At 53.1% G+C, this 12,674-nt stretch carries 8 protein-coding genes and 2 pseudogenes; 1 reads left to right on the top strand and 9 read right to left on the bottom strand.

What is annotated here, in order from left to right; translation table 11 throughout:
• Positions 1-37: 37 nt before the first annotated feature.
• Entirely contained in the window at positions 38-1,234 is a 1,197-nt protein-coding gene (locus tag ACZK2V_RS09580; protein ID WP_486323194.1) for a glycosyltransferase family 4 protein, read from the top strand.
• Between the two features lie 470 nt (positions 1,235-1,704).
• Here ACZK2V_RS09580 and ACZK2V_RS09575 read toward each other — a convergent pair.
• From ACZK2V_RS09575 to ACZK2V_RS09535, 9 genes and pseudogenes are all read right to left on the bottom strand, one after another.
• Positions 1,705-2,666, bottom strand: a pseudogene (locus tag ACZK2V_RS09575) (IS5 family transposase).
• A gap of 32 nt (positions 2,667-2,698) precedes the next feature.
• Complete coding sequence (gene wcaK, locus ACZK2V_RS09570; RefSeq protein ID WP_486323193.1) at positions 2,699-3,985, bottom strand: colanic acid biosynthesis pyruvyl transferase WcaK; 1,287 nt, start codon at positions 3,983-3,985, stop codon at positions 2,699-2,701.
• The gene (locus tag ACZK2V_RS09565; protein ID WP_486323192.1) at positions 3,985-4,638 is read right to left on the bottom strand and encodes a glycosyltransferase; all 654 of its coding nucleotides are present in this window, start codon (positions 4,636-4,638) and stop codon (positions 3,985-3,987) included. Before ACZK2V_RS09565 ends, wcaK begins: the two co-directional genes overlap by 1 nt.
• A gap of 538 nt (positions 4,639-5,176) precedes the next feature.
• A complete protein-coding gene (locus ACZK2V_RS09560; RefSeq protein ID WP_486323191.1) occupies positions 5,177-5,980 on the bottom strand; it encodes a lipid II flippase MurJ in 804 nt (267 codons plus the stop codon).
• On the bottom strand, positions 5,905-6,654 hold the full coding sequence (locus ACZK2V_RS09555) for a lipid II flippase MurJ (RefSeq protein WP_486323190.1): 750 nt from the start codon (positions 6,652-6,654) through the stop codon (positions 5,905-5,907). The genes ACZK2V_RS09560 and ACZK2V_RS09555 overlap by 76 nt, the downstream gene beginning before the upstream one ends.
• 41 nt (positions 6,655-6,695) lie before the next feature.
• Positions 6,696-7,868 (bottom strand): glycosyltransferase family 4 protein, encoded by a 1,173-nt coding sequence (locus ACZK2V_RS09550; RefSeq protein WP_486323189.1) that lies wholly within the window; start codon positions 7,866-7,868, stop codon positions 6,696-6,698.
• Positions 7,865-9,010, bottom strand: a complete 1,146-nt coding sequence (locus ACZK2V_RS09545) for a glycosyltransferase (RefSeq protein WP_486323188.1) — start codon at positions 9,008-9,010, stop codon at positions 7,865-7,867. Before ACZK2V_RS09545 ends, ACZK2V_RS09550 begins: the two co-directional genes overlap by 4 nt.
• Positions 9,011-9,053: 43 nt before the next feature.
• Positions 9,054-10,283: a hypothetical protein gene (locus ACZK2V_RS09540; RefSeq protein ID WP_486323187.1), complete on the bottom strand. Its 1,230-nt coding sequence runs from the start codon at positions 10,281-10,283 to the stop codon at positions 9,054-9,056.
• Between the two features lie 170 nt (positions 10,284-10,453).
• A pseudogene (locus tag ACZK2V_RS09535) lies at positions 10,454-12,662 on the bottom strand (polysaccharide biosynthesis tyrosine autokinase).
• Between the last annotated feature and the right edge of the window lie 12 nt (positions 12,663-12,674).

Raw genomic sequence — 12,674 nt, 5'->3', positions numbered from 1 at the left:
CGAACAGGCAACATCGAAGTCTGCAAGGAAGAACAACATGCGTGTAGCAATCATCCACGACTGGCTTACAGTCAATGCAGGTGCCGAGAAGGTACTGAAGCAGATGCTACTGCTGTACCCCCAGGCGGAGATATTCACTCTGGTGGACTTCCTCCCTGAGGAAGATCGCTCTTTACTTGGCAGGCACAAGGTTCACACCAGTTTCATCCAGAAACTGCCACGTGCACGCAAGAGCTACCGGAGTTACCTTCCGCTCATGCCACTTGCCATCGAGCAGTTTGATCTCAGCGGCTTCGACCTTGTTCTATCCAGCAGCTACGCCGTAGCCAAAGGCGTACTCACTGGCCCAGATCAAGTGCATGTTTGCTACTGCCACTCCCCGATTCGCTATGCTTGGGACCTTCAACCGCAGTATCTGCGCGAATCCGGCATGGAGCGCGGCCTGAAGAGCATCGTCGCACGGGCCATACTCTCCTACATCCGCATATGGGATATTCGAACCGCCAATGGCGTGGACCACTTCATCGCCAACTCGACCTTCATCGCTCGTCGCATACGCAAAGTCTACGGACGAGAATCAGTTGTGATTCCGCCGCCGGTCGACATCCCTGAAGCATTGCCCGCCGTTGCCCGCAAGGATTACTACGTCACTGCCTCACGGCTGGTGCCGTACAAGCGAATCGATCTGATCATCGAGGCATTCAATCGCATGCCTGATCGAAAGTTGGTTGTGATTGGCAGCGGCCCAATGCTGGAGCAGATGAGGCGGTTGGCAAAGCCGAATGTCAGCGTTCTCGGGTATCAGCCTCAGGAAGTGCTTGAGAAGCACCTGGCGGAGGCTCGCGCGTTCGTCTTTGCCGCTGAAGAGGACTTTGGAATTGCCCCAGTAGAGGCGCAAGCTTTCGGCACGCCAGTTATCGCCTACGGGAAAGGCGGCATCTTGGATAGCGTGGCCGAGAAAATAACGGGCGTTTTCTTTGATACGCAATCTGTGGACAGCATAAGGGCTGCCATCGACAAGTTTGAAGCTGACAACATGCGATGGGACAACACAGCCATATCTAGTCACGCAAAGAAATTTAGTCCCAGGTCGTTCCGCGACCGTCTAAGAGGGGAAATCCAGCGTACCCTAGAGGCTAAAAATGAACGCCCTGCATCTAATCCAAGCCATCTTAGCGCCCCCTCTGATAAGCAGACTTTCACACCAAATTCTGCGGGACAAGCTGACGCTTAGTTGCGCCATACTTACTAATGCATTACTGCAGAGCCTTCACACTGGACGTACACCTAGGATAGAGCACACCTCAAGTTAGAAGAGCCATGATAGAAAATTCCGCCCACCCCAATTAAAGCGAACACAGGATAATTTTTCTTATTTTGATAGCTAGCTTATTTCGTTATCGGGATAGGCGCGAACCTATAACGATCGCAGCAAGACTCTCAGGCCAGTACTGAAAAACGCATCAGTTCGCCAATACTCGCCGACGCGACGAAAACTGGCCCGCCCTCAACTGGCCGAAGTCTGGGAACGCCCAAATATCATGGCTCTCTAAGGATCGTCTGATCAATTCGCCTCGCCATCTTGATTCAAGGCATCCCAGAGCGATGGATCCACACTTCTATTATCTGGGCGGCTTCAACCGACCTTGGGGACGCTTCCAGCGCCCATCTGCGCGTCCAGCTTTGCGCCGGACGCACCAGCCCCTACGCCGGCATCAACTGCCGACGCACCATCCACAGATTGGATAGCGCAAACAGCGTGAGTACCTGTGCTGTGTTCTTGGCCAGGCCGCGATAGCGGACCTTGGCGTAGCCGAACTGCCGCTTGATCACCCGGAACGGATGCCCGACTTTGGCACGGATGCTGGTCTTGCATGTCTCCCAGCGTTCTACTTGCCTGCGTTCACGCGCGTTGCCGATGGCTCTCACCCTGGATCGCTTTGCGGCGATCAGGAACGCCGCTTTGCAGGCTTCCAGTTCCCGCCGCTTGTCCGCACCGGTATAGCCACTGTCACCGAACATACAGCTCTCCTTTCCATGCAGCAACTCATGCGTCATCGTGACATCACCCACGTTGGCGGCGGTGCAGGTGGCGTGGTGGACCAGGCCGGAGAACCCGTCCACGCCGATGTGCGCCTTCATTCCGAAGTACCACTGGTTGCCTTTGCGGGTCTGGTGCATCTGCGGATCGCGATTCTTCCCGGCATTCTTTGTCGAACTGGGCGCATTGATGATGGTCGCGTCGACAATCGTCCCTGCACGCAGGCACTGGCCCTTACGGGCGAGGTGGGCATTGAACGATTCGAGCATCTGCGCGCCCAGCCCATGCTTTTCGAGCAACCGCCGGAAGTTGAGGATCGTTGTTTCGTCAGGCACCGTGTCCAAACCGCCAAGCCCGGCGAAGCGACGCATGACCGGTGTGTCATACAACGCCTCTTCCATCGCAGGGTCGCTCAACGCATACCACTGCTGAAGCAGGTGCACGCGGAGCATGGTGGCCAAGGGGTACGGCTGACGGCCACGACGCCCGGCCACCGAATAGTGCGGCTCGATCAACGCCAACAGCGCCTTCCAGGGAACAACCTGCTCCATCTCATCCAGAAACACCTCGCGGCGCGTGCGCTTGCGCTGCCCAAGGCCCTCGGCATCTCCGACGTCAGTTGCATGATCTTCACCACGACGGAGCCTCAATTGTCGCTCAGGGTGAGGCCGATTTGTTCAGACAATCCCTAACACTGCCCAACTCGGCCGAGTCACTCTCCATCTCTTCGGCGAGTATCGAACGAATAGTATTCCGGGCAAACTCCCGCTCCCTCTTCACGGCATCAGAGACTCGGGACTCGATCGAAGGGCCGCTTAGCAACGCGACGATGTGTGAGGTTAGCCGCCCCTGAATAAGATCCTGCAATGAGGCTGAAAGCTCTGGAAGACCAAGTTGCTCCATGATGCCAGCTGACTTGTGCTCATAGTTGATAGCTATCGCGGGAGTATCGAAGTTCATGGATATAATCGCACTGTGCAGACGAGTCCCCACAGTGAGCGTGCATTCAGAAAGCACTAGACCAAGCTCAGAGTCATTGATCTCATCCATCAAAACCCCAAACCCTTCAGGATTACCCAAGCGACGCTTGATGCGCAAAGCGACAATCCGATCATCCTTACTGTAATTCTCAAGCGGAGTGCACGTAGAAACAGCGAGGACAGAGTAGCCCAAGTCCATAATACTGCTTATGCACTCTGCAAATGCCAGTTCGTACTGTTCCTGAGAGACACCGAGCCGCCTATCGAAGGGGGCCAGACTCCGAAACGTAAATGCCACAACCTTCTTCTTCCCAGAAGCACTGGCAGTGACGGGAACAAGCCAAGCAGTATCGCCGGTGAACGCTACATCCTTCTGGGCAAGACCTACGTCTTCAAGATACTGCGCACTCACGCGCTCGCGCAGCGCCAGAGCACTCAATCGCTTGAATACGGTGCTTGCAATATATCGATACAGCATGCCTGAGAAAGGCCCCACGCTGTGTCCAATTGCGTAGACTCGCCTCCCTGCAAGGAGCGCGCAAGCAGCAGCGTCATACTGCGCAACCCCATACAAATCGACAAAAAATGATCCGCCGACCTGTATCACAAAGGAATAATCGGAGTATTTTTCTATAACACCCTTGTGAAATTTGGGAATAGGAACGGCAAACCTCCACCACTTTCTGGCGACATGCCAGGAAAGAACAAGCGGCACCATTCGCCGAGCCAGCTTTGAAATCGGTCCATTGCGTCCACCAGGAAGTTGATCGTAGTAGCGATGAGGCTCATCGACGATAAAAGGCCTTCCAAGCAGGTATTCTGAGCTAACCTGATGCCTAGATGTGACGTCTATACTGACTTCTGAGAAATCTCGCTCAAGAAACGAAATCAGTCCATTAAGTATGGCGGCATCGCCACGGTTGGCACATGCGTGATTTCCAACAATCAGAATTCTCGTCGCCATCAACTGACCTCCGTGCCACTGCCGACCACGCTATGGAATCGCTCCATCATCCTGTCCATTCGCACCTCGTAAGTATGCTGCCTGGCCACATCTTCAACTTTGCGCTCAAAATCAGAGTTTAGCCTCTCCGTTAAACAACCCTCTATCGCGCGAACGAAACTAACAGGATCAGCCGAAAACCTCACCACATCAGAATACTCAGACAGCGCTTCCAGCGGCGTACTAACTACCGGAAGCCCTGCCGACAAGTACTCGAAGAATTTCATTGGGAACATACCCGCTGTGTATTCATTAATCGCACATGGCAACATTGCGACATCCATCCCTTTCATGTACGCCGGCAGTTCGCGATAGGGCTTAGGTCCTATTAGGTGAACGTTAGGCAGCCCCTTGAGTGCGGAGACATCTGTCCAAGGATCGCCCTCACCAACTTTTCCAATAAGAACGAATGACCAGTCAGGCTGCAAGCGTGCCACCTCTGCAACCAGTCCAAAGTCCATTTTGTACCCACTAATGGCTCCAACGAATCCAATGACTGGCCGCCCAACTCCCTTAATATCTGGGGGAACAATCGTACTAGCTAGCCGCGCACGAGAGAAATGATCGTAGTCAGCCACATTGGAAAAATAGTATGTATTCCTATTCTCGATCAATCGCGACCGCTCCAGTGAACGTGACGTGACAAAAACAACGTCCGAGGAGCGAACCAATTCCAGCTCTCTCCTCTCAATCTCACCAACGGGCATCCCAGGTTGAGCTTTCACTTCATCCACACAATGGTATACCACCGATGAAAAGGTGGATAAATCAAAAAAACTGGTCGTCAGGGGGCTATATGTCCAGAATATTGCACGAGAAACACTAATATCCCTGATCGCAGACCAGAAGCAAAGCCCAATCCTCAGCGAAACTCTGTTAATCAAACGAACAACTGGGTTCCCGTGAAAGGGCAAAACTACTGGAGACCAAACCCATAAGTTGGTAGAGACATTCCTCGGGGGGCGGACACCCTTCCACGCACGAAACAGAATTCTTTTGAGGTCGGCTTTCGAAGCACTTGGACGACGAAGGCCAAGAGACTCTATGTAAAGAACCCGGTGCCCACGAGATGCCAACTGACTCGCAACATGTTGCTTATTGGTCCAGAAAGGATTATCCCAGTCGGCGGTAGACAAGATGATTACGTCACGATTAGACATTGCGAACCCGTCCCAAAGAACTCACGAAGAACACCATATCCCGGCGAAGACGCGGAATGACAAAGAAGAATGCAAGCCAGAACAAAGCAGACGCGACCAGAGACCCAACGCCACCTAACACTGTCGGCCAGAACGAGGCAAAGTTCATCACAAGGAGGTAAATAATCCCTCCCAGCAAAAGAGGGAGAACTCTCGACCATACCAGGCCATTGATTCTCAGCGCTTTTGCAGAAAGAACAAAAAGCACCAACGCATATGCACTACTCGAGAGACCCAAAGCCTCGGCACCAAGAAGCTGAAAGAGTAAGACGTTAAGTATCAAATTTACCAAGATCGCAGCCCCCATGTAGATGAAGACTTCCCTATTGCGGAGTCGCGAACTTAGGACCTTAACGAGGAAATATGCGCCAATCTGCGCCCACAACCCCCAAGACAGACCTCGGAGAATCTCGTGGGTCACGGCCGTCGATGACTTGTCAAAGCTACCATGTTCAAAAACGAGCGTAACGAATAGCTTACTCTGACTAACAAAATAGAAGGCTGTTGGGATAGCCAGAAGAAAGAGCGGTGGCAGTATCTTCCGTAGCACAGCCAGGACCTCGTCCTCCTTCATGACACTCATCGCCGACAGACTAGCGAGCCCAAGCGGCATTGCAACTAAAAGCACACCCGTATCTGTCACCAACTTCGCATATCCAAGAGCGGCGACTGCACCCTCATCTACCAGAGATGCGACCATTCGCTCGACGACAGCATTGCCTTGAAGGAGAAGAGGTAGCGCGAGTAGTGGACGCATGGCTGCCCAAAATTGTGCGCATACGAGCGACGTGTCCTTTCCGCGTGAAAAATGCGAAAGAGGTGCATATCGCTTGCGATAACATACCCCCCCCCCCCAAAAATGCAGTAGAAGAAGTACGCTCCGGTAAACCCCCAAGCTATGAAGGAAGGATTATCGAGCCACCATGCGATCAGAATTCCAGTGACCATGCCAACATTCTGGATGGTCGCCCGGGTCGATGCCATAGAGAAATTTCCATTACCCATTGCAAGGTAAGAGAGAAGATTTCCAACAACGTAGAACGGCACGCCAAACGCCATCACACTCAGCATGGAGTGGGCTACTCGCTTGGCCTCATCCGAGAAGCCAGGAAAAACCAGTGACACCCACGTCGCTCCATATGTAATTAGAGCCAAGGCAATGCATGCAGAACAAAGGAGCATGAGCAGCAGAACGCTCCAAAACAGAAGCGACGCCCTTCCCTCGGACTCCGCTTTTAAACGCGTGTAAACTGGCAGAAAGGCAGATGCCAGAGCATTCGCCGTGAAGAAGTCTACGGGTATTAGAGTAGAGGACTGCGCCGCCCTCGCGGCGGAAGCGACCACGCCCGTCCCATACAAGCCCGCAAGCAAAAGCTCACGCACCACTCCGGACAATTTACCCAAAATTGAGCCAAAGACAAGCTTGAACACCGCCCTAATCATTTTACTGCCGCCTGAATTATCAGAGATTGCTAATCAGCTCTAGCTGCCTGAAAAAGAGTCATCGCATTAACGTAAGCACGAACAGAATAGTCCAAGGTAAACTCGGTGGGCAGCAATGAAGCCCGGCCGCGAGGCGACTCGATGGAAAGCATCAAGTTCGCGACTTCCTCTTCAATTACTGGGTTCACGCCAGTCACCCAAGGGCTCACTCTTTGTCTCTTCACAACATGATCTGACACAATGCAGGGAAGCCCGGACGCTAAAGCCTCAAGTATGTTCATCGGCAGCCCCTCGACTCGAGTAGTAGTAAAAACCATCAGATCGGAACACCCGAGGTATTCCGATATTGAGCTTCGAGGTACCGCGCCAGCGAAATGGACTACAGACTCAACCCCCAACATATTTGACAGTACCTTCAAACTCGACATCTCCGGACCATCACCCACGATGAGGTAGCGCAAGCGATTATCAACTCTCCATGCACGGGCAAATGCGCGCAGAGCTAGATACACACCCTTCTGTGAGTCCAATCGGCAAGCTGTAACGATGACCTTTACGTCTGCAGCTGAAAACAGGTTGGACCTCATCCTGTTCCGTTCCCGCGCATCCATTGCAAAGTCAGCCTCATTGATTCCATTGTCTATTTGAAGAATCCTCATCGCCCGTCGACCCAGCGACAGCGGGAGCCGATCAAAATCCCGCATGACGGCCGCTCCAATTGGAACAATCACGTCATACTGCGGATAGGTGATCATATTCTTGACGATCCCGATTAGATTTTTAATAGACTTAATGAAATTTATAGGGCGCCTAGTTTGCCATTTGGATATGAACTCACCCAAGGACGTCCCATGCGCCTGCATTAAATAGACTGCTCGTAGACGCCGTCGGTGAATCAACAGCGGGGCTGCGCCCGCGCTAACCCCGAATATGACATCATAGGAAGCAAGGAAGGACAGGCTGCAGTACTTGCGCACAGATTGCTGCCACTGTCGACCATATCGGCGCCAGTCGACTCCTTTGAGGCAGATGACGTTGACTCCATTCTCGGCAAATACTTCATCCCGACCCGGTACATCTGCAGTAATCAGTGTAACGTCATGCCCTATCTCGGCCATCTTGCAAGCCAAGTCCCATGCCACAGCTTGCATACCCCCAATTGAATGGTGAGGCAGAACGCGACTAGCCATGAGAATCTTCACGTTAGCGACTCGTAGAATCGTGAAAGAAGTTCAGACTGTTTACGAACATCAAATTTGGACTCCACCGCCCTGCGAGCATTGAGCGCAAAATTCAGCCGCTCCTGTCTCGATGAGAGCATCTGACCGATTGCTGACGAGAGCGCGACCACTTCACGCTCGGGAACAAGAATTCCACCTACGCCCGGCGCCACTAGTTCAGGAATACCAGCATGGAACGTAGAGACAATGGGAAGGCCGACTGAAGCAGCCTCCATTAGCACGACAGGCAATCCCTCAGTATCTCCACTTGGAGCAGTAACACTTGGCTGGCAAATGAGGAGCGCGTCCCGCATAAGCCGCCTCACTTCTTCGTGCTCCACGGCACCCAAGAATGAGACCCTTCTCTCCAAACCTAGCTTTGCGACTAACTGTTGCAAGGTGCCTAGCAAAGGACCAGTACCCGCGATCTTCAAGTCAACGTCCGGAAAATCGGAACGTAGAATCGAAAATGCGTTAATTAAGTCCGCACAACCCTTTTTCTCAACCAAACGCCCGACGTGAAGGATGTAGGGCTTCTCCTGGCTTTCTGACTTCCTAAAGTCAAACCTATGCACATCGACGCCGATGTAGTGAGTAATGCATCTCTCCCGCGGAAACCCCATTTCTACAACACGACTCCTAATGTGGTCGGATACACACAGGAACATATCAGCCTTCTTGGCCAGCCCTCCCCGGAAAAGAAGGTAGTTTATCCACGAGGGCTTTCCTGATCGCAGGAGGTTTAATCTAGTTGTAGTCGCGTCGAATCCATGAAAAGTTGTGACCAAAGGCAGAGCCATTTTTCGAGCAAGCGGCATAGCGTAAACACCCTCTACGCCGAAGTGCGCATGGACAAGCTCTGCTCCACTTTCTCTTATCGCGCGTTCGTAGCATCCAGGGGTCCGAAGAGCCACTTGAATTATCTGTGACGCGCGGCTTCTCGCAAGCGCCCCATGCTCCCAACTTGCATAGGACTCCCTAGAGCCGCCCGAAGAAGCCCTTGATCTCCCAACGTAGAACGGAGACCAACCGGGGATGGCACCTGCCTGCTCAGTTATGAAGGTCTCTGAGTGTTTGAATAGCTCATGCCGAAATACAGCAAAACGTCGATTACCCTCAAACATCAATTCCCCGACAATTCACGAGATTCCATCTAGCCTAGCGCCTTCAGCGTCGCATACTCAACGTTATAGCAACTTCCTTTGTGCCAAATCCGTAACAACCCACCAGCGCACCAAGAAACAAGGAGCTCATAGACGCCTCGAATGAAACCTGGGTTGTTCCGTAGATAGCTATAAATATTAGTAGCGCGCCGTCCCGAACAGAAGCCGCCGTAGCGAATCTAGACAGCAGCGACCTGTAAATACTTTTCCAGAGCAAGATAATGAATGCAGCACCAAGCACACCACCACAACCAACGGCGTACAAGTACATATTATCGACAAAGCTGTATCTAAATTCATCACCACCCAACTGCATGGCTGCACCAAGCCCACCGATTCCAAGCCCAAAAACGCCGGGCCAATTGGTGACGACGTGTGCCACGACCGCAGGCCAAACCACGAAAATTCGAGTCTGAAGTGTTACAAGCCCGTCTATCAGAAGCAGATCAAGCCTACCATTCAAATATCCATAAAGAGGCAATGCGACACCCAGAGCACCACTCATGAGCGCACCACACGCCACCGAGACTCGAACAAAGCGATACTCGAAAAGCAGAACACTTGCGGCCAGCAAGAAGGCGACAGCAGCCGTCTTCATGGTGGTCATATAAATTGCTGCAAACGACAATATCGCTAATGCGCAGCGCGGCACCACACCCTCCAGTGAACCTAGAAGAACGAGTGAAGATATTGCTATGACCAGCGACAGATCAATGGATGATGACGAAATACCCGCTAACCTGCGCACCCCGTTGTCACTCCAAGCCCGACCCAGCGAAGAAGAATAGTCCCCATAGTCAATCATCATGCTCTCCCATGGAAACGAGGTGAGATAATTAACCCCCTCGAAGAACATGGAAATCAGCAGCACGCACCATAAATATTTATTTACACCTGGACTTAGCACAATCCTCGGATAGATAAATGCAAACCAGAACGGAAGCATTACCCAGAGACCCATTGCAACTTGAGCCAAACTTTGAAAAACCAATGTGTACGCGCACCAGAATAAAGCGACACACGCCACAATTATCTGTCGCCAAGTAACTCTTGAATAGAATAACGGAATCAATCCTGCCATAAGCAAGACAATTTTTGGGACCAAGTGCAGATACGGAAAACCAGCCAAGACCCCCACGTACTTTAGCAGACCCGCTGCGGCGGTCCCCGCTATGAAGACCACCACAACTTGATCGAATACATTGAGCCTGGTTGGCAAACTATATTTCCCCATCGTTGACTCAGAGCCCAAGATTCCCATTTCTATCGAATTCCACGAAAGAAGAGCGCCCGACGGACCTTTCGGGCCACAAATGCACCTCCAACGCGCAATACACTCCAATCACGGCCCCTGGCCAAAGCTAAACTATTCGCATATCGATTTATCCTGCAGCCGCAACTCGATTAATTGGAAGACTTGTACTCATAGTAACCATAGCTGTAGTAACCAGTTGCTCGGCGCTGTACTGCATTGAAGACCGCACCGCGCAGCCGCACGTTGTTCTGCTCAAAGCGACGCTTCGCAAGTGCGAGCTCTTTTACCTGATTTAGGCCGAAGCGCGCCACCATCAAGCTGGTGCCGGCATGATGAGCAATAATTGCTGCATCTGTTACCGCGAGAATCGGCGGCGTATCAACGATCACCAAATCGTACTGCCCCGACACGGTTTCAAGCAGTTCCGTAAAATTGGAGTGCATCAGCAATTCAGACGGGTTAGGCGGCACGTCACCACGGGTTATGTAGCTCAAGCTCTCAATACCGGGAAGGGTTCGAATAACCGTGGAGAGATCAGCCTTGCCCACGAGATGATCGGACAGCCCAGGAGACTGAACTCCTCCGAAAGCCTTGTGCAGCGTTCCTTTCCGCATATCAGCATCAATAATTAGTACGCGCTGACCAGCTTGTGCTATCACTGCGGCAAGATTTGACGACACAAATGTCTTGCCCGCATTTGGGCTAGCACCAGAAATTAGAACGATATTGTTTTTTGCCTCAAGTCGGGCGAAATGCAGGCTAGTGCGGAGACTTCGAACTGCCTCGATCGCGAGGTCAGCAGGATCCTTGACTGCCAAGATATGCAACTTTCCGTCAGCGCGGAACTTGCCACGAACTGAGTCGCTCTGCTGCTGCGCACTCACAGGAATGGAGGCATAGACGGGCAGGCCAAGCTCTTCAATCTGCGCCGGATCCTCCACGCCACGATTGAGCATCTGCTTCAGCAGGACCAGTGCGATCGAAAGAAACGCACCAAGAACAGCGCCGATGAGCGCGATGAGCGCTTTGCGCGGGCGAACCGGGGTGGTTGAGTCAACCTCTGCCGCGTCGACAATACGCACATTACCGACGGTACCCGCGCGCCACATCAAGCTGCTGCGCTTGGTTGAGCATGCCGGTATACATTTCATTGCTGACCTGCAGGTCACGGGTCAAACGCAGCAGTTCCTGCTGCGCTTCAGGCAACTGCTTCACCTGACCCTGGAAGCCGCTCTTGCGGCCCTCCAGCTCACCGATCTGTCGCATCAACGCCTGGTAGGCCGGATGATCGCGCGTGAACTTGCGATCCATTTCCGCCTGCTGGAGGCGAAGCTGCTGGATGCTGGTTTCGACGGCCACCTCCTGATCCAGAAGACCCTTTGTCTGCAGGCTCAGATCAACCGAGTTGGCGCGAGTCTGGTATGCAGACAAAGCCTTTTGCGCTGCGTCCACCTGGTTGCGCACATTAGGCAGCTGCTCCTTCACGAAGGTCAGCTGTGCCGAAGCCTCTGCGGAGTTTCGCTCAACATTCTGGCGAACATATGCCTGCGCCACCTGCTGCAGAAAACGCTGCGCCAGCTCGGCATCGGCATTCTCATAGGCGAGCGTGAGAATGCCGGACTCCTTGCCGGACTCGCTTACTGCAACTTTTTTCTGCAGCTCGCCAACCACCGTGAGATGACGCTGACGCGTCACTTCAAAGCGCATGCCCGGATGTGCGCGTATCTCGGCGACCTGCATCACAACCCCCTTCCCGGAGGCCACCTTGCCAACCTGCCCCTTCAGCAGCTGATTGCCGGAATCATCCATGAGCTTATAGGAGCCCTTCTCACCTGCAATCAGGGTCAGGGGCTTAGCAACCAGATGACGCGGAACATCGAGCTGGAACACGTCAAGCTTCTCACCGCCCCAACCAAACCTGGACATCCCGAACCGCAGGGCAGCCAGCTCCTCTGGGTCCGCACGTTCAGACTTCCGGGCAAAATAGCCACCAATCAACGGAAAACGATTCGGCTCAACCTCGACATCCAGCTTCAACGCATCAACAGCACTACCCACTACCGCGCGAGAAGTAATCAATGCGATTTCGGTGGTTGCCTCGGCAGCACCACCACCCATGCCGAGGGACTGGCTGATATCGGAAAGACCCGGAATGCTCGGCACCTTCGACTCCACCTGCACGATGGCGTCAGCACGATAGATCGGCGTTGCCAGCAGGGCGTAGGCCACCGCAACGGCGAAGAACGCTCCAGTGATGCCCGCAATCCACCATTTATGGTCAATCAACGTGCCAAGCAGCTGCCGCAGGTCGATCTCATCAGTATCGTCCTGTGCCAGATTACGGGTGTCAGTGGTCATCAGTAGGCACTC

Source organism: Stenotrophomonas sp. 93052_Sma, from assembly GCF_056481145.1.
Note: the sequence above shows the minus strand (reverse complement) of the source record. Positions and strands in the feature narration are given on the sequence as shown.

Coding starts and splice junctions, on each gene's coding strand:
- wcaK (WP_486323193.1), bottom strand. CDS start 3,985: ATGGCGACGAGAATTCTGATTGTTGGAAATCACGCATGTGCCAACCGT.
- ACZK2V_RS09540 (WP_486323187.1), bottom strand. CDS start 10,283: ATGGGGAAATATAGTTTGCCAACCAGGCTCAATGTATTCGATCAAGTT.
- ACZK2V_RS09545 (WP_486323188.1), bottom strand. CDS start 9,010: ATGTTTGAGGGTAATCGACGTTTTGCTGTATTTCGGCATGAGCTATTC.
- ACZK2V_RS09560 (WP_486323191.1), bottom strand. CDS start 5,980: ATGCGTCCACTACTCGCGCTACCTCTTCTCCTTCAAGGCAATGCTGTC.
- ACZK2V_RS09580 (WP_486323194.1), top strand. CDS start 38: ATGCGTGTAGCAATCATCCACGACTGGCTTACAGTCAATGCAGGTGCC.